This is a genomic window from Roseomonas sp. KE0001, assembly GCF_016107285.1.
GTDB lineage: Bacteria > Pseudomonadota > Alphaproteobacteria > Acetobacterales > Acetobacteraceae > Pseudoroseomonas.
This window is the reverse complement of sequence record NZ_RCVQ01000005.1, coordinates 338,667-357,018: the sequence shown is the minus strand read 5'-3', so window position 1 is coordinate 357,018 and position 18,352 is coordinate 338,667. Positions and strand designations below refer to the sequence as shown.

Annotated in this window: 14 protein-coding genes; 9 read left to right on the top strand and 5 right to left on the bottom strand. The window is 74.0% G+C overall.

Annotation, left to right across the window (positions count from 1 at the left end):
- Positions 1–68: 68 nt before the first annotated feature.
- Together D9598_RS12660 and D9598_RS12655 are read left to right on the top strand one after the other, a co-directional pair.
- Positions 69–1,280 carry an amidohydrolase family protein gene (locus D9598_RS12660; protein WP_198366873.1) on the top strand — a complete coding sequence of 404 codons (1,212 nt, stop codon included), beginning with the start codon at positions 69–71 and terminating at the stop codon, positions 1,278–1,280.
- Between the two features lie 232 nt (positions 1,281–1,512).
- Complete coding sequence (locus tag D9598_RS12655) at positions 1,513–1,830, top strand: SWIB/MDM2 domain-containing protein (RefSeq protein ID WP_198366872.1); 318 nt, start codon at positions 1,513–1,515, stop codon at positions 1,828–1,830.
- A gap of 55 nt (positions 1,831–1,885) precedes the next feature.
- Here the strand turns inward: D9598_RS12655 and D9598_RS12650 are convergent, their stop codons facing one another.
- The 3 genes from D9598_RS12650 to D9598_RS12640 all read right to left on the bottom strand — a co-directional run bounded on the left by D9598_RS12650 (position 1,886) and on the right by D9598_RS12640 (position 5,526).
- Complete coding sequence (locus D9598_RS12650; protein ID WP_198366871.1) at positions 1,886–3,154, bottom strand: ABC transporter substrate-binding protein; 1,269 nt, start codon at positions 3,152–3,154, stop codon at positions 1,886–1,888.
- A 105-nt stretch (positions 3,155–3,259) separates the two neighbouring features.
- Positions 3,260–4,747: a dihydropyrimidinase gene (gene hydA, locus D9598_RS12645; protein WP_198366870.1), complete on the bottom strand. Its 1,488-nt coding sequence runs from the start codon at positions 4,745–4,747 to the stop codon at positions 3,260–3,262.
- 32 nt (positions 4,748–4,779) lie between these two features.
- The gene (locus D9598_RS12640; protein WP_198366869.1) at positions 4,780–5,526 is read right to left on the bottom strand and encodes an aspartate/glutamate racemase family protein; all 747 of its coding nucleotides are present in this window, start codon (positions 5,524–5,526) and stop codon (positions 4,780–4,782) included.
- A gap of 151 nt (positions 5,527–5,677) precedes the next feature.
- Between D9598_RS12640 and D9598_RS12635 the strand changes: the two genes are divergently transcribed.
- The 4 genes from D9598_RS12635 (at position 5,678) to D9598_RS12620 (ending at position 10,617) form a co-directional block, all read left to right on the top strand.
- Positions 5,678–6,802: an FAD-binding oxidoreductase gene (locus D9598_RS12635; protein ID WP_198366868.1), complete on the top strand. Its 1,125-nt coding sequence runs from the start codon at positions 5,678–5,680 to the stop codon at positions 6,800–6,802.
- On the top strand, positions 6,783–7,079 hold the full coding sequence (locus tag D9598_RS12630; RefSeq protein WP_198366867.1) for a (2Fe-2S)-binding protein: 297 nt from the start codon (positions 6,783–6,785) through the stop codon (positions 7,077–7,079). The genes D9598_RS12635 and D9598_RS12630 overlap by 20 nt, the downstream gene beginning before the upstream one ends.
- On the top strand, positions 7,076–8,518 hold the full coding sequence (locus D9598_RS12625; RefSeq protein WP_198366866.1) for an NAD(P)/FAD-dependent oxidoreductase: 1,443 nt from the start codon (positions 7,076–7,078) through the stop codon (positions 8,516–8,518). Before D9598_RS12630 ends, D9598_RS12625 begins: the two co-directional genes overlap by 4 nt.
- A gap of 65 nt (positions 8,519–8,583) precedes the next feature.
- Positions 8,584–10,617 (top strand): M3 family metallopeptidase, encoded by a 2,034-nt coding sequence (locus D9598_RS12620; RefSeq protein ID WP_198366865.1) that lies wholly within the window; start codon positions 8,584–8,586, stop codon positions 10,615–10,617.
- Positions 10,618–10,620: 3 nt separating this feature from the next.
- On the opposite strand, the gene D9598_RS12615 is transcribed toward D9598_RS12620, so the two are convergent.
- Together D9598_RS12615 and D9598_RS12610 are read right to left on the bottom strand one after the other, a co-directional pair.
- Complete coding sequence (locus tag D9598_RS12615; RefSeq protein ID WP_198366864.1) at positions 10,621–11,493, bottom strand: SDR family oxidoreductase; 873 nt, start codon at positions 11,491–11,493, stop codon at positions 10,621–10,623.
- Positions 11,494–11,622: 129 nt separating this feature from the next.
- Positions 11,623–12,804, bottom strand: coding sequence for an isovaleryl-CoA dehydrogenase (locus D9598_RS12610; RefSeq protein WP_198366863.1), 1,182 nt, complete (start codon positions 12,802–12,804; stop codon positions 11,623–11,625).
- A gap of 97 nt (positions 12,805–12,901) precedes the next feature.
- On the opposite strand from D9598_RS12610, the gene D9598_RS12605 reads away from it, so the two are divergent.
- Genes D9598_RS12605 through D9598_RS12595 form a run of 3 tightly spaced genes read left to right on the top strand, consistent with a single transcriptional unit; the run spans position 12,902 to position 18,335 of the window.
- Positions 12,902–13,531, top strand: coding sequence for a TetR/AcrR family transcriptional regulator (locus D9598_RS12605; protein WP_232477163.1), 630 nt, complete (start codon positions 12,902–12,904; stop codon positions 13,529–13,531).
- An 8-nt stretch (positions 13,532–13,539) separates the two neighbouring features.
- Positions 13,540–14,832 carry a DNA repair exonuclease gene (locus D9598_RS12600; protein WP_198366861.1) on the top strand — a complete coding sequence of 431 codons (1,293 nt, stop codon included), beginning with the start codon at positions 13,540–13,542 and terminating at the stop codon, positions 14,830–14,832.
- A complete protein-coding gene (locus D9598_RS12595; protein WP_198366860.1) occupies positions 14,823–18,335 on the top strand; it encodes an AAA family ATPase in 3,513 nt (1,170 codons plus the stop codon). The genes D9598_RS12600 and D9598_RS12595 overlap by 10 nt, the downstream gene beginning before the upstream one ends.
- The last annotated feature ends 17 nt before the right edge of the window (positions 18,336–18,352 follow it).

Below are 18,352 nucleotides of genomic sequence, written 5' to 3'. Positions count from 1 at the left end.
CGGCTTCCCATAGGCTGCGGCGGCGGTCCGGTCGATGCCGCGACGCGAAGCGAGGGGGGAAAAGTGCCATGACCGCCGATCTGCTGCTGAGGAATGTGCGCCCGATGGGCGGCGCGGCCACGGATGTCCTGCTGCGCGACGGCCGCATCGCCCGCATCGCGCCGGATCAGCGGGTGGAGAGCGGCGGGATGGAGAACGTGGTCGTGGAGGACGGCGGCGGCGCCATTCTCCTGCCCGGCCTGGTCGAGGCCCACACCCATCTGGACAAGACGCTCTGGGGCATGGGCTGGGTGCCGAACAGCGCCGGCCCCTCGCTGCAGGACAAGATCGACAACGAGCGGGAGAAGCGCCGGGCCCTCGGCATCGATCCGGCGCGGCAATCGGCCCGGCAGGTGGTGCAGTCGGTGGCCAAGGGCACCACGGCGATCCGCAGCCATGTCGATGTGGATACGGTGGTCGGCCTCGCCGGCGTGGAAGGGGTGCTGGCGACGCGCGAGCGCCTGGGCGGGATCTGCGCCATCGAGCTGGTGGCCTTCCCGCAATCCGGCCTGCTGGTGCGCCCCGGCACGCTGGCGCTGATGGAGGAGGCCATGCGCCTCGGCTGCGAGGTGGTGGGCGGCCTCGACCCCTGCGGCATCGACCGCGACCCGAAGGGGCATCTCGACGCCGTCTTCGAGCTGGCGCAGCGCTTCGGCCGGCCGGTCGACATCCATCTGCATGAGGCCGGCCTGCTCGGCGCCTTCAGCATGGAGCTGATCTTCGAGCGGGTGCGGGCGCTCGGGATGCGGGGACAGGCGACGATCAGCCACGCCTTCTGCCTCGGCGACCCGGACACCGCCCTGGTCGAGCGCCTGCTGGCCGAGATCGCCGCGCTCGACATCGCCATCATGACCACCGGCAGCGCCAGCCGCCCGGTGCCCGCCGTGGCGCGGCTGGCCGCGCTCGGCATCCGCACCTGCGCCGGCTCCGACGGCATCCGCGACTGCTGGAACCCCTATGGCGATGGCGACATGCTGGAGCGCGCCATGCTGATCGGCCTGCGCAACAACTTCCGCCGGGACGAGGAGATCGCCCTCGCCCTCGATGTCTGCACCCGCGGCGGCGCCTCGGTGATGCGGCTGCCGGATTACGGGCTGGCGGAGGGCTGCGTGGCCGATCTCGTTCTCGTCGCGGGGGAGAGCCTGGCCGAGGCGGTGGTCGCGCATCGCGAGCGGAAGTTGGTGCTGCGGCGGGGCCAGGTGGTGGCGCGGGACGGCAGGGCCCTGGTCACGGTTCCCTGAGGCGGGCCCTTGTCCCCGCCCTCCCCGACGCGGCTCCATTGTTGGCGAGGGGGGATTGGCCCTAGAGTCACCCCGCCATCCGCGCGGATGGCCTGGAATGGCTGGTTGCGGGGGGCTGGCAGAAAACCGCCCCGGAGGGCGGAAGGCCGGGAAGGCCATGCTGCATCCGGATCGCTACTGACACGTTTCAGCCTCATCGACAGCCGTAAACGCGATAACCCTGGAGAACGGGATGCCAGCCAAGAAGACCGGTGAAGCCAAGGCCACCACCAAGCCGAAGGCCACCACCAAGCCCAAGGATGGCAGCAAGCCGAATGCCCTGCAGAAGCCGCTGACCCCCTCGGCCGAGCTCGCCGCCATCGTGGGCGACGGCCAGATCGCCCGCGGCGAGGTGGTCAGCAAGGTCTGGGACTACATCAAGTCGAACAACCTGCAGAATCCCGAGAACAAGCGGGAGATCCTGGCGGATGCGAAGCTGGAGAAGGTCTTCGGCAAGCCCAAGGCGACCATGTTCGAGATGAACAAGTTCCTGGCCGCTCACCTGAAATAGCCTCCTCCTGGGAGGAGGCGCCGGGGACGCGCGAGGCGTCCCCGCATGTTCCCCGTCATCCCGTGACGAGCTTGCAACCACCGTCGGCGATGGGCCGGAAGGCCTGATCCGCCGGTGTGGTGCCTACCAGCTTCAACAGGTCCCACGGGCCGCTGCTCTCCTCCGGCTTCTTGGCCTCGAAGAGGTAGGCCGGGTGGATCTTGCGCCCGTCGGCCCGAATCAGGCCCCGGCCGAAGCAGTCGTCATCCGTCGGCATGGCTTTCATCGCGGCGCAGACTGCGCGCCCATCCGCCTTGGCGCGTGCCACGCCCATCTCGGCCACCACCTTCAGGTAGTGCAGTGTGGCCGAATAGGCCGAGGCATGGTCCATGTTCGGATAGTTGCCATTGGCCAAGCGCGGCCTGACCCGCTGGGTGAAGGCCCGCGTGCGGTCATTCAGATCCCAGTAGAAGGTCTCGGTCAACGTCAGCCCCTGCGCGACATTCAGGCCGAGGGCCTTGACGTCCTGGATGAAGGCGACCAGCGCGGCAATGCGGATGCCCTGGCGGTTCAGGCCGAATTCTGCCGCCTGCTTGACGCAGTTCAGCATGTCGGTGCCGGCATTGGCGAGGGCGAGGACGTCGGCCCTGCGCGCCCGCGCCTGGATCAGGTAGGAGGAGAAGTCCGTATTGCCCGGGAAGGGATGCAGGGCGGCGCCGACGACCTCGCCACCCTCCGCCTCGATCATCCGCGTGGCATCGGCCTGCATGGTCTTGCCGAAGGAATAGTCGGCCACCAGGAAGAACCAGCGTTTGCCGCCGGCCCGCACCAGGGAGCGGGCGGTCGAATTGGCATTGCACCATGTGTCGTAAGGCCAGTGAATGGTGTTGGGGCTGCACTGGCGGCCGGTCAGCTCGGAACTGGCGGCGCCGGTGTTGAGGTGCAGCTTGTTGCGCTCCGTCACCAGGCCGTTCACCGCCAGGGCGATGGCCGATTGCCCTGCATCCATCACCACGTCGACATCCCCCTGGTCGAACCACTGCCGGACGATGTTGAGGCCGACATCGGGGCGGTGCTGGTGATCCGCAAGCAGCACCTCGACCTTGATGCCGCGCTCGGCGGCACCGAAGTCGAGCACCGCCTGCTCGGCGCAAATGGCGCCATTCTGGCCCGTGATGTCCTTGTAGGCGCCGGACAGATCAGTCAGCACGCCGATGCGCAGGGTGTCGCCCTTCTGCGCCCGCGCGGGCCGCTGCATGCCGGGCGCGAGGAGTGTGGCCGCGCCAGTGCCCAGCAAGGCGCGACGGCCCAGCCCCGAAGATACCAGCCCCGAAGATACCTGCATCTTGAATCCCTCCCTGATATCGCAATTTCATTGAATGAAATTGCATTTCAGGAATGATGGCAGTTTCTCGAACGGGATGGAATGTGATTCACGCCCCGACGCCGCTCAGGCCAGGGCGGCGTCGAACCCATCCGGCACCACGCCGCGCGGCGCGGCGGCGGCATAGGGGCCTCGTGCCAGGAACCGGCCGGAGCCGGGGCGCGCCAGCACCTCCCCCTCGCGCACCGCCACCTCGCCGCGCCGGATCGTTACCACCGGCCAGCCCTTCACCGCCATCCCCTCCCAGGGGGTGTAGTCGATGGCGTGGTGCAGTTCGGCATTGCGGATGGTGCGCTCGGCATCGGGGTCCCAGAGCGCCAGGTCGGCATCGGCGCCCGGCATCAGGCTGCCCTTGCGTCCCTCCAACCCGAAGAGCCGCGCGGCGTTGGCGGAGGAGAGACGGACGAAGGCCGGCAGGTCGATCCGCCCTTTCGATACGCCCTCGGAGAACAGCACCGGCAGCCGCGTCTCGATTCCCGGCACGCCGTTCGGGATGGCGTTGAAGGCCGGGGTGCCATCGGGGCGGGAGGCCGCCTCCCCCGTGCCATAGGCGCTGCTCCCCGCCACGCGCTTCTGCGTGGCGAAGGAGAAGCCGCAATGATCGGAGCTGACGACGTCCAGCGTGCCGTCCTGGATGCGCGCCCAGACCCGCTCGCGCTCCGCCGCCTCGCGCAGCGCCGGGGAGCAGACCGCCTTGGCGCCGGCGAAGTCCGGCCCAACCAGATCCTCGTGCGAGAGCGTCAGATACTGCGGGCAGGTCTCGCCCCAGACCTTCACGCCGCGCGAACGGGCCCGGGCGATCTCGGCCGCCGCCTCCTCGCAGGAGACATGGAACACCTGGATCGGCTGGTCCACCAGCTCGGCGAGCGCGATGGCGCGGTGCGTCGCCTCCCGCTCCACCACCGGCGGGCGCGACCAGGCGTGCTGCAGCGGATCCGTCAGCCCGGCCTTCAGCAGGGCCTGGATGCGCCAGCCGATGGCATCGAAATTCTCGCAATGCACGGTGACGAAGGCCCCGAGCCGCTTCGCCGTGGCCAGCACCTCCAGGTACTGCGCATCGGTCAGGCGCAGCGGGTCATAGGTCAGGAAGACCTTCAGGCTGCGGATGCCGCGGGCGACCAGCGCCGGCACCTCGCGCGCCATGACCTCGGGCGTCGGGTCGGTGATGATCTGGTGGAAGGAGTAGTCGGCGCGGGAGGCGCGGGCGCGCGCCTCGTAGCCGGGCGCGCTGGCGGCCAGGCTGTGGCCCTTCCATTGCGGCAGGAAGCAGAGGAAGGCGGTGGTGCCGCCGGCCAGGGCGGCGGCCGAGCCGCTGTCGAAGCTCTCCTCCTGCGCCGAGCCGTCCTGGCCCAGCTCCTCCAGATGGCAATGCGAATCCAGCCCGCCGGGGGTGACGATCAGGCCGCGCGCGTCGATCTCCTCGGCGCCGCGGCCGAGCCCCCGGCCGAGCGCCGCGATGCGCCCCTCGCGGATGCCGAGATCCGCCTCGAACACTTCCGCCGCGCTGGCCAGGGTGCCGCCACGGATCACCAGGTCGAAGTCATGCGCCGCCATCGGTCGCTCCTTTTCCGTCTCTGTTCCCGGGATCAGTCGCGCAGCGCGCCGAAGAGGCGGCCCCAGCCTTCGACGCGGGCGGGATCGACGCCGGCGAGGACCAGGCTCTTCCAGACCACCGTCGCGATGGTGTCATAGACCGGCAGGCCCAGTTCCGCCTCCATCGCCTCGACCAGCGGCGCGGCGCGCAGATTGGTGCAGACCACGGCCAGGGCGTCCGCCCCCTCCCCGGCCACCGCCCGCGCCAGGTCGCGCAGCCGCCCGGCCCCCACCTCGGAGAAGGCGAAGTTCTCGCTGAGGCCGAGATGCCGCTCGGCGGCGCAGGGAAAGCCGAGCGCCGCGTAGTTGGCCAGGATGCGGGACTGCACGTCGTCGGTATAGGGCGTCACCAGGCCCAGGCGCTGCACGCCGGTCCGGCGCAGGATCTCGTTCAGCGCCAGCATCGAGGTGGTGGCGGGGATGCCGGTGGCCTCGGTGATGCGGCGGCAGAGCCGCTCATCCGCCTCGAAGCCCAGCCAGCCGGAGGAGGTGCCGTTCCAGGCGATGACATCGACCCGGGCATGGCCCAGCAGTTCGGCGGCGCGCAGGATCTCGCTATCGTCGAACTGCGCCAGGGCGCCGGGCGACAGGGCGATCTCGGTGACGCGGAAGCGGGCGAAATGCGCCGAGACCTCGGGCAGGCCCGCGACCATGGCCTGGGTCACCGGCTCCAGCACGGTGTTGGAAGAGGGCGTCAGCATGCCCAGCAGAACGCGCCGGGGCGTCTCGGTCTCGGCCATGATCGTCTCCATCGGCGGTCGGGGCGGCGGAAAGCCAGCAAGCAGCATGCCAGCCAGGGCGGCGGGCGCAATCCACCCCGGCCGCCGATTTGACGCGGCCCCGCCGGGCCGCAACTCTGTGCCCGGCCGATGGGACGGCCGCGGGGAGAGGATGGGGCGGGATTTCGACACGGTGGTGCTGGGCGGCGGCATGATGGGCGCCGCCATCGGCTACGGCCTGGCCCGGCTCGGGCAGCGCTGCGCCATCCTGGACGAGGGCGACACGGCCTTCCGCGCCAGCCGGGGCAACTTCGCGCTCGTCTGGGTGCAGAGCAAGGGGCTGGGCCTGCCCGCCTACTCCGACTGGACGCGGCGCTCCGCCGCGCTCTGGCCCGGCTTCGCCGCCGCGCTGCGGGAGGAGACCGGCGTGGATTGCGGCCTGTCCCAGCCCGGCGGCTTCACCCTGCTGCTCTCCGAGGCCGAGGCCGCCCGCCGCGTGGATCTCATGACCCGGCTGCAGGCCCAGCCGGGCTTCAATCCCTTCCCCTGGGAGATCTGGGACCGTGCCCGGCTGCGCCAGGTCTTTCCCGGCATCGGGCCCGAGGTGATCGGTGCCTGCCACACGCCGCTGGATGGGCATGTGAACGCGCTCCGCGGCTTCCGCGCCCTGCACACCGCCTTCGCGCAGCGGGGTGGGGCTTACCGGCCGGAACATCCGGTCGAGCGGCTGGAGGCGCTGCCGGGGGGTGGCTTCCGCATCGCCACCCCGCACGGGGCCTTCTCCGCCGGGCGGGTCGTGCTGGCCGCCGGCAATGCCAATGCCCGGCTGGCGCCGATGCTCGGCCTGCGCGCGCCCGTGCGGCCGCAACGCGGCCAGGTGCTGGTGACGGAGAAAGCGGCGCCCTTCCTCACCCATCCCGTCGTCAACCTGCGGCAGACCGACGAGGGCGGCATCATGATCGGCGACAGCGCCGAGGAGGCGGGCTTCGACACCGGCCAGGGCCTCGGCGTCATGGCGCTGATGGCGCGCCGCGCCGCCCGCATGTTTCCCGACCTCGCCCGGCTCAACATCGTCCGCGCCTGGTCGGCCCTGCGGGTCATGACGCCGGATGGCTTCCCGATCTACGAGGAATCGGACAGCGCCCCCGGTGCCTTCCTCTGCAACTGCCACAGCGGCGTCACCCTGGCCGCCGCGCATGCCCTGGCGCTGGCGCCCATGCTGGCGGAGGGCCGGCTGGAGGCCGCGACCCTCGGCCCCTTCACCGCCCGGAGGTTCGATGTTCCAGCGACTGCCTGAGGCGCGCCGCCCCGCCCTGCCCTTCCTGCTGGATGGCGCGCCGGCGGAAGGGCGCGAGGGCGACAGCGTCGCCGCCGCCCTGCTGGCGCTGGGCCAGGATGCCTGCCGCGAGAGCGCGGTCTCCGGCCAGCCGCGCGGCGGCTACTGCATGATGGGCGTCTGCTTCGACTGCCTGGTGGTGATCGACGGCATTGGCAACCGCCAGGCCTGCCTGACGCCGCTGCGCGCCGGCATGGTGGTGGAGACGCAGCGCGGCCGGCGGGAGCCGGCGCGGTGAGTGCCCCGCCCCCAGGCGAAGCCGCCCCGCGCGACGCCTATGACATCGTCGTCGTCGGCGCCGGCCCGGCGGGGCTGTCCGCCGCCGCCGTGGCCGCCGGGCAGGGCGCCTCGGTGCTGCTGCTGGACGAGGGGATGGGACCGGGCGGGCAGATCTATCGTGGCATCGCCAACCCCGCCCTGCCGGACCGCCGCATCCTCGGCGCCGATTACTGGAAGGGCGAGGCGCTGCTCCGCGCCTTCGCCGCCAGCGGCGCCGCCTATCATCCCTGCGCCGCCGTCTGGCATCTGGATGCGGCGCGGCGGGTGGGCTTCTCGCGGGAGGGCAGGGCGCATCTGGTGCAGGCCGGGCAGGTGGTGCTGGCGACCGGGGCGCTGGAACGTCCCTTCCCCGTCGCCGGCTGGACGCTGCCGGGCGTGCTGAGCGCCGGCGCGGCGCAGACGCTGCTGAAGGCGCAGGGCCTGGCCGCCACGGGCCGCGTCGTGCTGGCCGGCTGCGGCCCGCTGCTCTGGCTGCTGGCCAGCCAGCTCGTCGCCGCCGGGCGGCCCCCGGCCCTGCTGCTCGACACCACGCCGGCGGGCAACTGGCGCCACGCCCTGCCCCACCTGCCGGGCTTCCTGGCCTCGCCCTATGCCCGCAAGGGGCTGGCGCTGATGGCCCGGGTGCGGCGCGCCGTGCCGGTCATCGGCGGCGTCACCGATCTGGCCATCGAGGGCGAGGCGCGGGCCGGGCGCGTGACCTATCGGCGGGGCGGCGCGGCCCCGGCCGGCCTGCCGGTGGACCATGTGCTGCTGCACCAGGGCGTGACGCCCAACCTCAACCTGGCCGCCGCCGCCGGCTGCGCGCTGGACTGGGAACCGGTCCAGGCCTGCTTCCAGCCGCGCACCGATGCCTGGGGCCTGACCACCCGGCCGGGGATCTGGCTGGCGGGCGACGGGGCGGGCATCGCCGGGGCCGAGGCCGCCGCGGCGCGCGGCAGCCTGGCCGGCCTCGCCGCCGTCGCGGCGCTCGGCCGGATCGATGCCGCCACGCGCGACCGGCTGGCCGCCGCCCCCCGCGCCGCCCTGGCGCGCCATCGGCGCGGCCGCGCCTTCCTCGACCGGCTCTACCGCCCCGCCGGCCACTTCCGCCGCGCCGCCGACGCGGCGCTGGCCTGCCGCTGCGAGGAGGTGACCGGCGCCACCCTGCGCGAGGCGGCGGAGCGGCTGCAGGTGCCGGGCCCCAACCAGATGAAGGCCTTCCTGCGCTGCGGCATGGGGCCTTGCCAGGGGCGGCTCTGCGGCCTGACCGTCACCGAGACCATCGCCGCCGCGCGGCGGCTCTCCCCGGCCGAGATCGGCTACTACAACCTGCGCTCGCCGGTGAAACCGCTGACCCTCGGCGAGCTCGCCAGCCTGCCGCATGACGAGGCCGATCTGCGCGCGACGGGAGGGGCGTGAGGGCCGGCCCCGCCTGACCCCGTCCCGCTTGACCAAGCCTGCCCGATCTGCCCCGATCCCCGCCCATGACCGACCGCAACCCCCTGCTCGCCCCCTGGACCACGCCCTTCGGCCTGCCGCCCTTCGACCGCATCCTGCCGGAGCACTTCCCGCCCGCCTTCGAGGCGGCCATGGCGGAGCATCTGGAGGAGATCGCCGCCATCGGGGCCGACCCGGCGGAACCGGACTTCGCCAATACGATCGAGGCGCTGCAGCGCAGCGGCCGGGCGCTGGCGAGGGTGGGCAATGTCTTCGGCAATCTCGTGGTCAGCCAGGGCGGCGAGGCGCTGGAGGCGCTGGACCGCGCGCTCTCCCCCCGCCTCGCCCGGCACGGCATGACCGTCTCGCTCGACCCGGCGGTGTTCCGCCGCGTGGACCGGCTCTGGCGGCGGCGCGACAGGCTGGCGCTGGAGGAGGACCAGCGCCGGCTGCTGGAGCGGGCGCATCTCGGCTTCCTGCGCGCCGGCGCGGCGCTGGACGAGGCCGCCAAGGCGCGGCTGACCGCCATCTCCGCCCGCCTGGCCGAGCTGCACACCGCCTTCGGTCAGAATGTGCTGCATGACGAGAAGAGCTGGTCGCTGCCGCTCGAAGAGGCCGATCTGGAGGGCCTGCCGGACTTCCTCCGCGCCGGCGCGGCCGAGGCGGCGGCTGAGCGCGGCCTGCCGGGCCATGTCATCACCCTCGGGCGCGCCCTGATCGAGCCCTTCCTGACCTTCTCGCCCCGGCGCGACCTGCGCCGCGCCGCCTATCGGGCCTGGATCGCCCGCGGCACGCATCCCGGCCCGCAGGACAACCGCCCGCTGATCCCCGAGATCCTGGCGTTGCGGGCCGAGCGGGCCAGGCTGCTGGGTGCCGCGGACTTCGCCACCTTCCGCCTGTCGGATTCCATGGCCGGCACGCCCGAGGCGGCCGAGGCGCTGCTGGCCGAGGTCTGGGAGCCGGCGAAGGCCAGGGCGGCGCGCGAGCGGGAGAAGCTGCTCGCCCTCGCCCGCGCCGAGGGGCTGGAGGGCCCGCTGGAAGCCTGGGACTGGCGCTACTACGCCGAGCGCGTGCGGCGCGCCGAGTACGATTTCGACGCCGCCGCGCTGAAGCCCTATCTCGTGCTGGAGAATATCCAGCAGGCGGCCTTCGACACCGCCTCGCGCCTGTTCGGCCTGGAGTTCCTGCCGCGCCCCGATCTGCCCCTCTACCATGCGGATGTGCGGGCCTATGAGGTGCGCAACGCGGAGGGGCATGTCGGGATCTTCCTGGCCGACCCCTTCGCGCGGCCGGACAAGCGCTCGGGCGCCTGGATGAGCAGCTACCGCGACCAGGAAGCCATGCCGGGCGAGGCGGCGGTGTCCGCCATCGTCGTCAACAACAACAATTTCGCCCGCGCCGAGCCCTGCCTGCTCAGCTTCGACGATGCCGAGACCCTGTTCCACGAGTTCGGCCACGCGCTGCACGGCCTGCTCAGCCGCGTGCGCTATCCGGCGCAGTCCGGCACCTCGGTGCGGCGCGACTTCGTCGAGCTGCCCTCGCAGATCTACGAGCACTGGTTCGCCCTGCCGGAGACGCTGCGCCGCTACGCCCGCCACCACGAGACCGGCGCCGCCGTGCCCGAGGCCGTGATCGGGCGGCTGCTGGCGGCGCGCGACTTCAACCAGGGCTTCGCCACGGTGGAGTATGCCGCCGCCGCGCTGATCGACCTGGCGCTGCACCGCCATCCCGACCCGGGGGCCCTCGACATCGAGCGCTTCGAGCGGGACTTCCTCGACGGCATCGGCATGCCGCGCGACATCGGCATCCGGCACCGGCCGGCGCATTTCCAGCACCTCTTCGCCGGCGGCGGCTACGCGGCGAGCTACTACGCCTATCTCTGGTCCGAGGTGCTGGACGCCGATGGCTACGCCGCCTTCGAGGAAGCCGGCGACCCGTTCGATCCGGCGCTGGCCGCCCGGCTGCGGACGCTCCTCGGCGCCGGCGACACACGCGACCCGATGGCGCTCTACGAGGCCTTCCGGGGCCGCCGGCCCACGACCGCCGCCCTGCTGCGCAGCCGTGGCCTGGCCGCCGGGTGAACCTCAGAGCATCGGCCGGCCGCCCGTCACCGGGATGATGGCGCCGGTGATGTAGCTGCCCTCGTCGGAGGCCAGCAGCACATAGGCGCCGGCCAGCTCCGCCGGCTGGCCGGCCCGCCCGATTGGCGTGTTGCCGCCGAAGCTCTCCACCTTCTCCGGCGGCATGGTGGAGGGGATCAGCGGCGTCCAGATCGGGCCCGGCGCCACGCCGTTCACCCGGATGCCCTTCTCCGCCACGAGCTGCGCGAGCCCGGCCGTGAAGTTGGCGATGGCGCCCTTCGTGGTGGCATAGGCCAGCAGGTTGGGCGAGGGATCGTCGGCGTTGATCGAGGTGGTGTTGATGATCGAGGCGCCGGGCTTCATCCGCGGGATCGCCGCCTTGCAGAGGTGGAACTGGCTGTGGATGTTGACCCGGAAGGTCAGCTCCCATTCCTCGGCGGTGATGTCGCCGATCTCCGCGAAGGTGGCCTGGTGCGCCGCGTTGTTGACCAGGATGTCGAGCCGGCCGAAGGCCTCGAAGGCCCGGTCCACCAGGGCCTGGCAATGGCTCTCGTGCTGGATGTCGCCCGGCACCAGAACGGCGCGGCGCCCGGCCTTCTCGACCCAGCGCGCAGTCTCCCGCGCATCCTCCTCCTCGTCGAGATAGGAGATCAGCACATCCGCCCCCTCGCGGGCGAAGGCGATGGCCACCGCCCGGCCGATGCCGGAATCGCCGCCGGTGATCAGCGCCGCCCGGCCGGCGAGGCGGCCGCTGCCGCGATAGCTGTCCTCGCCATGGTCGGGGCGGGGCGTCATGGCGTCCGTGCGGCCCGGCATCGCCTGCTGCTGCCGCGGCTGCGGCGGCCTCGGATAATCCTTCTGCGTGTCGCCGGTCATCTCCGGTCCCTCCTCTGTCCGTCCGGGTAATGCGGGAGGTGCGCGGAAGGCTTCACGCAGGCATGGCGAAGTCGACCGGCCGGGGCCCCGCGCGGCGCCGCCGGGCGGAGGCGCACCCGATCACCGGCATCAGGCGGTGGCCTCGAAGAGCTCGCGCCCGATCAGCATGCGGCGGATCTCGCTGGTGCCGGCGCCGATCTCGTAGAGCTTGGCGTCGCGCAGCAGCCGCCCGGCCGGATAGTCGTTGATGTAGCCGTTGCCGCCCAGGCACTGGATGGTCTCCAGCGCCATCCAGGTGGCACGCTCGGCGGCATGCAGGATGGCGCTGGCGGCATCCTGCCGCGTCACCCGCCCGGCGTCGCAGGCGCGCGCCACTGCATAGACATGCGCCCGGGTGACGCTGAGCGCGGTGTACATGTCGGCGAGCTTGCCCTGCATCAGCTGGAAGGTGCCGATCGGCTGGCCGAACTGGCGCCGCTCGTGCAGGTAGGGCAGGGCGAGGTCCAGGCAGGCCTGCATGATGCCGAGCGGCCCGGCGGCGAGCACGGCGCGCTCGTAATCCAGCCCGCTCATCAGCACGGCGACGCCGCCGCCCTCGGCGCCCAGCACATTCTCCGCCGGCACCGCGCAGTCCTGGAAGATCAGCTCGCAGGTGTTGGAGCCGCGCATGCCGAGCTTGTCGAGCTTCGGCCCGGTGGAGAAGCCGGCGAAGCCCTTCTCCACCAGGAAGGCGGTGATGCCGCGCGCCCCGGCGGCCGGGTCGGTCTTGGCATAGACCACCAGCACATCGGCATCCGGTCCGTTGGTGATCCACATCTTGCCGCCGTTCAGGCGGTAGTGCCCGCCATGCCGCTCCGCCCGCAGCCGCATCGAGACCACGTCGCTGCCGGCGCCGGCTTCGCTCATCGCCAGGGCGCCGACATGCTCGCCCGTGATCAGTCGCGGCAGATGGCGCGCCTTCTGCGCCGGCGAGCCGTTGCGGCGGATCTGGTTGACGCAGAGGTTGGAATGGGCGCCATAGGACAGCGCGACGGAGGCGGAGGCGCGGCTGATCTCCTCCATCGCCACCACATGATCGAGATAGCCCATGCCGGCCCCGCCATGCTCCTCCTCGGCGGTGATGCCGAGCAGGCCGAGCGCGCCGAGCTTCCTCCAGAGATCGGGCGGGAAGGCGTTGTCGCGGTCGATCGCGGCGGCGCGCGGGGCGATCTCGGCGGCGGCGAAGGCGGCGACCTGGGCGCGCAGGGCCTCGGTGGTCTCGCCCAGGCCGTGATCCAGCCCGGTGACGTCAAGACGGGCAGCGGTGGACATGCCGGCTCCTCCCTCATCGGGGCCTTCGCCGGCCCTCTGTTCAACGAACGTATGTTCGTTTATTTCCAAGGGCAAGGGAATACGGGGACATCCGGCCTTGGCACGCATCGCGGGTTCGCACGGCCCCACCACCGCCGCCGCCATCCGCCGCGCCGGCCTGGCGCTGATCCACCGCCACGGCTACGAGGCGACGAGCCTGCGCCAGCTCGCCGCCGCCGTCGGCCTGCGCCCCGCCTCCCTCTACAACCACTTCCCCACCAAGCAGGCCCTGCTCTTCAGCCTGATCCACGACCACATGATCGACCTGCTGGCCGGCACGGAGGCGGCGCTGGAAGCGGCCGGGCGCGGCCCGCTGGCGCGGCTGCGCGCCTTCCTGGCGCATCACCTGCGCTACCATCTCGATCGCAAGGCCGAGGTCTTCATCGCCAATTTCGAGCTGCGCGCCCTGGCGCCCGGGAACCACGCCGCCGTCATCGGCCTGCGCCGCCGCTATGAGGGGCTGCTGATCGGGCTGCTGGAGGAGGAGGCCGCGGCCGGGCGCGTCACCCTGCCGGATGCGCCGGTCACCGCCTATGCCGTCCTGGCCATGCTGACCGGCGCCTGCACTTGGTACAAGCCCGAGGGCCGGCTCGACCCGGAGGCGATCATCGCCCTCCACACCGACCTCGTGCTGCGCGGCCTCGCGGCGGCGCCCCCCCTTGCCAGGGCCGCCTCCGGGCCGGAATAACACCTCCGGTGACCCGCTTCCGCTTCCTGCACGCCGCCGACCTGCATCTCGACAGCCCGCTGCGCGGCCTCGACGCCGATGCCTCCGCCCCGGCCCGGCGCATCCGCGAGGCCAGCCGCGCCGCGCTGGACAATCTGGTCGGGCTGGCGCTGCGCGAGCGCGTCGACCTGCTGCTGGTGGCGGGCGACCTCTATGACGGCGACTGGCAGGACTACCGGACCGGCCAGGCCCTGGTCGCCGCCTTCGCCCGGCTGACGCGGGCCGGCATCCGCGTCGTCGCCATCCGCGGCAACCACGATGCCGAGAGCGTGCTGACCCGCAGCCTGCGCCTGCCCGAGGGCGCCACCCTGCTCTCGCACCGCCGGCCGGAAAGCCTGGAGCTGCCGGAGCTCGGCCTTGCCGTGCACGGCCAGAGCTTCGCCCAGCGCGCGGTGGTCGAGAACCTGGCGCTCGTCTATCCGCCGCCGCTCGCCGGGCGCTTCAACATCGGCCTGCTGCACAGCTCCGCCGCCGGCCACGCGGCGCACGAGACCTATGCTCCCTGCGCGATCGCCCAGCTCGCCGGCCATGGCTACGACTACTGGGCGCTCGGCCATGTGCATGAGCGCGCCGTGCTGCACGAGGCGCCGTGGATCGTCTTTCCGGGCAATCTCCAGGGCCGGCACATCAACGAGCCGGGCGCCAAGGGCGCCAGCCTGGTGACGGTGCGGGAGGGGCGCGTCGCCGCCGTGGAGCACCATGCGCTGGACGTGGTGCGCTGGCAGCGGCTGGCGCTGGACCTGAGCGGGGCCGCCGACCTCGCCGCCGTGCAGGACCGCGCGCGCGACGCCATCGGCGCGGCGGTAGAGGCGGCGGAGGGCCGGCTGCTGGCCCTGCGGCTGGAGCTTGGCGGCACCACGGCGGCGCATTCCGCCCTGGCGCGCGACCCGGAGGCGCTGCGCGCCCATCTGCGCTCCGCGGGGCTGGAGGCGGCCGAGGCGGACAGCTTCTGGATCGAGGCGGTGCGCCTCGCGACCCGCGCGCCCGGTGCCGCCCGGGCGGCGGGCGACGATGCGCCGGCCCGGCTGCTCGGCGCCGTGCGGGACATCGCCGCCGCGCCGCGGACCGCGCCGGAGCTGGCCTCGGCCCTGCAGGACTACGCGACGCAGATGCTGGCCCGCGCGCCCGGCCTGCGCGAAGCCCTGCCCGCCGGCCATCCCGCCCTGCTGCTGGCCGAGGGGGAGCTTCCCCCCGAGCTGCTGCGCCAGGCGCGCGACCTGCTGCTCGCCCGCCTGACCGAGGAGGAGGGGGCATGCGGCTGACCGCGCTTTCCCTGCACCACTACGGCAGCTTCCGCGACACGGTCCTGGCGCTGGATCCGGCGCCCGGCCGGGTCAATCTGATCCTGGCGCCGAACGGCGCCGGCAAGTCGGTGCTGCGGAGCGCGCTGGGCGACCTCCTCTTCGGCATCGGCGCGCAGACCCCGATGGGCTTCCGGCACGGCTACGGCGGCATGCAGCTGCGGGCCGAGGGCGCCGGCCCGGATGGCGCGGCCTTCGTGCTGGAGCGCCGCAAGGGCCGTGGCAACACCCTGGCCGGGGCGGACGGCCAGCCCCTGCCGCCGGCCCTGGCGCAACGGCTTCTCGGCACGGCCGACCGGGCCTTGCTCGAACGGCTCTTCGCCCTGGACACCGAGCGGCTGCGCGCCGGCGGCCAGGCGCTCCTGGCCAGCGGGGGCGACCTCGCCGAGGCGCTGCTGCAGGCCGCCGGCGGGCTGCGCCGGGCGCGCGATCTGCGCCAGGCGCTGGAAGGCGAGCGCGACCGCTGCGCGCCGCTGCGCCGGTCCGCGCAGCGCCCCTTCCACCAGGCCGCGGACCGGCTGAAGGACAGCCGCCGCCAGTTGCAGGACAGCCTGATCCGCCCCGCCGCCTGGCGCGAGCGTGAGGCGGTGCTGGACGCCGCCCGCCAGGCCCTGGCCGAGGCCCGCGCGGCCGAGCGCGCGGCGGCGCAGCGACTGCATGTGCTGGAGCGGCAGCGCCGTATCCGGCCGCTGCTGGCGCGGCACGCCGAGAGCCTGGCCTGGTTGGCCGCGCATCCGGAGGCGCCGCTGCTGCCCGAGGATCTGTCGGCCCGGCTCGCCGCCGCGCGGGACGCGGCACGGCGGGCCGAGGCGGCGCTGCACCTCGCCGAGACGCAGCAGCGCGAGGTGCTGGCGGAGCTGGAAGGGCTCTCGCCGGACCAGGCGGTGCTGGAACAGGCCGCCGCCATCGAGGCGTTGCAGGCCGGTTCCGGCGTCGCCGCCCGCGCCCGCTGCGACCTGCCGGGGCTGGAGCACCAGCTGGCGGAGTGCCGCGCCGCGCTGCTCGCCGAGTGTCGCGCCCTTGGACTGCCCGAGGCGACGGCCGAGGCCGCCACGCCGCTGCCCGCCCTGTCCCTGCTGGCCGAGGCCCGGCGCCTGGCCGAGCTGCACGGCACGCTGACCGAGGCGCTGGCCCGCGCGGCGGCGCTGACCGCCATCCGCGAGGCGGCACTGCGGGAGGAGGCGGCCGTGGCGGCGCAGCCCGTGCCCGCCCTGCCGGAGGGGCTCGAGCCCCTGCTGGAGATGCTGGGCGCCGAGGGCGACCCGGACCGCCGCCTGGCCGCCGCCGCGCGACAGGCGGAGGAGGCACGGGCCAGGCTGGCGGTCCAGCTCGCCCTGCTGCCGGCGCCGCTGCGCAACCCCGGACGGCTGCGCGACCTTCCCCTGCCGGAGCCCGGGGCGTTGCGCCGGCTGGCGCTGGCGCATCAGGCGGCGCGCGAGCGGGCCGGCCATGCCGGGGCGGAGGCCGGACGGATCGCCGCCGCGCTGCGGACCGCGCGGCAGGACCGCGCCGCGCTGGATCGCCAGGGCGGCCTGCCGGACGCCGAGGCCCTGGCCCGCCTGCGGGCCCGGCGCGAGGCGGGCTGGCGGCTCATCTATCGCCGCCACTTCGCCGGAGAGGCGCCGGAGACGGCCGAGGAGCAGGCCTTCTGCCACGGCGAGCCGCTGCCGCTCGCCTATGCCCGCGCGGTCGCGGAGGCCGACCGGCTGGCCGACCGCCGGCTCGAGGAAGCGGAGCGCCTTGCCCGCGCCGCGGCGCTGGATGCCGCCATCGCCGATCTGCGGAGGGCGCTGGAGGCGGCGGAGGAGACGGCCGGACAGGCCGCCAGGGCCGAGGAGGAGGCCGCCGCCGCCTGGGCCGCGGTGGTCCTGCCGCTCGGCCTCGACGGCATGGCCGGTGACAGCGAGGTGGAGGCTTTCCTGGCCCGGCGCGAGACGGCCCTCGCCGCCGCCCTGGCGCTGGAGGAAGCGGAGGCGGCGTGGCGGGAGATCCAGGCGGGGCAGCAGGCCGCCGCGCGACGCCTCGCCACGGCGCTGGCCCTGCCAGGCGAGGCCGAGGCCGGGCTGCGCGCCCTGCTCGACCGGGCGGAGGCCCTGCGGCGCGATGCCCGGCAGGCCGCCGCCCGCCATGCCGCGAGCGCGGCGCGCCGCGACCGCGCCGCCGAGGCCCTCGCCGAGGCGCGCCGGGCCGAGGCCGAGGCCGGCGCGCGCCTGGCGCTGTGGCGCGAGGACTGGCGGCAGGCCCTCGGCGGCCTCGGGCGCGACCCCGCCGAGCCGCCGGGCCAGGCGCTGGAGGCGCTGCGCCGGATGGAGGCGCTGCCGGCCCTGCTGCGGCAGCGCGCCACGCTGGAGCAGCGCCTGGCCGACCTGCGGCACGACCTGGACAGCTTCGCCGCCGGGACCGCCGGCCTCACCCCCTCCGGCGAGGACGGCACCGACGCCTTCGTCCGGGCCGAGCGGCTCGGCCAGCGGCTGCGCGAGGCGCGCGACCTCGCCGCCCGCCGCGCCGCCCTGCGGGGCCAGGCGGAGACGGCCGCCCGGAACCGCGCCGCCTGCCGCGAGGCGCTGCAGCGGGCCGACATGGCGTTGCAGGGCATCGTGGCGGCCGCGGGGACGGAGGATGCCAGGGCGGCGGAGGAGCGCATCGCCCTGGCGGAGCAGCGCCGGCGGCAGGAGGCGGCGCGTGACGAGGCCCTGCGCGACCTGCTGGAGGCGGGGGACGGGCTGAGCCTGGCGGCGCTGGGCGAGGAGGCCCGGGGCTTCGGCGCGCTGCCGCTGGAGGAGGCCCTGGCCGAGGCGCGCGCGGCGCAGGAGGCGCAGGCCGGCGCCATCGCCGCGGCCGCCCACCGCGCCGCACAGCTCGAGGCGGAGCAGGCCGCGCTGGTCGGCGACGACACGCCGGCCCGGGCGCTGCAGGAGCAGCAGGCGGCCCTCGCCCAGCTCGGCCGCATCCTGGAGGACGCGCTGCTGATGCAGGCGGCCTCGGGCCTGCTGGACGCCGCCATGGGCCGCCTGCGCGAGAGCGGGGACGACCGGCTGCTGCGGCGGATCGGCGCCGCCTTCGCCCTGCTGACCGAAGGCGCCTACCCCGTCCTGGCCTCCCGCGAGGATGCGCGCGGCGTGGCGCATCTGGTGCTCCGGCACCGGGACCATCCGGAGGAGGAAGTGGCGATCGAGGGCCTTTCGGAAGGCACGCGGGACCAGCTCTTCCTGGCGCTCCGGCTGGTGGCGATCGAGGACCATGCCGCCGCCGCGCCGCCGCTGCCCTTCCTCGGGGACGACATCCTGCAGAGCTTCGACGACCGCCGCGCCGGCGCCGCCTTCCGCGCGTTGCTGGCGCTCAGCCGCCACACCCAGGTGATCCTGCTGAGCCACCACGGGCATCTGGCCGAGGTGGCGGCCGGGGCGCTGCCGGAGGGCGCGCTGAACCTGCTGCGCCTGCTGCCCGAGGCGGTGCCGGGATAGGGGCGTCCAACGGCCGT

What these genes read in the sequence shown, in the direction of transcription:
- D9598_RS12660 (WP_198366873.1), top strand. Translation starts at nt 69, where the DNA reads ATGACCGCCGATCTGCTGCTGAGGAATGTGCGCCCGATGGGCGGCGCG.
- D9598_RS12655 (WP_198366872.1), top strand. Translation starts at nt 1,513, where the DNA reads ATGCCAGCCAAGAAGACCGGTGAAGCCAAGGCCACCACCAAGCCGAAG.
- D9598_RS12650 (WP_198366871.1), bottom strand. Translation starts at nt 3,154, where the DNA reads ATGCAGGTATCTTCGGGGCTGGTATCTTCGGGGCTGGGCCGTCGCGCC.
- hydA (WP_198366870.1), bottom strand. Translation starts at nt 4,747, where the DNA reads ATGGCGGCGCATGACTTCGACCTGGTGATCCGTGGCGGCACCCTGGCC.
- D9598_RS12640 (WP_198366869.1), bottom strand. Translation starts at nt 5,526, where the DNA reads ATGGCCGAGACCGAGACGCCCCGGCGCGTTCTGCTGGGCATGCTGACG.
- D9598_RS12635 (WP_198366868.1), top strand. Translation starts at nt 5,678, where the DNA reads ATGGGGCGGGATTTCGACACGGTGGTGCTGGGCGGCGGCATGATGGGC.
- D9598_RS12630 (WP_198366867.1), top strand. Translation starts at nt 6,783, where the DNA reads ATGTTCCAGCGACTGCCTGAGGCGCGCCGCCCCGCCCTGCCCTTCCTG.
- D9598_RS12620 (WP_198366865.1), top strand. Translation starts at nt 8,584, where the DNA reads ATGACCGACCGCAACCCCCTGCTCGCCCCCTGGACCACGCCCTTCGGC.
- D9598_RS12615 (WP_198366864.1), bottom strand. Translation starts at nt 11,493, where the DNA reads ATGACCGGCGACACGCAGAAGGATTATCCGAGGCCGCCGCAGCCGCGG.
- D9598_RS12610 (WP_198366863.1), bottom strand. Translation starts at nt 12,804, where the DNA reads ATGTCCACCGCTGCCCGTCTTGACGTCACCGGGCTGGATCACGGCCTG.
- D9598_RS12595 (WP_198366860.1), top strand. Translation starts at nt 14,823, where the DNA reads ATGCGGCTGACCGCGCTTTCCCTGCACCACTACGGCAGCTTCCGCGAC.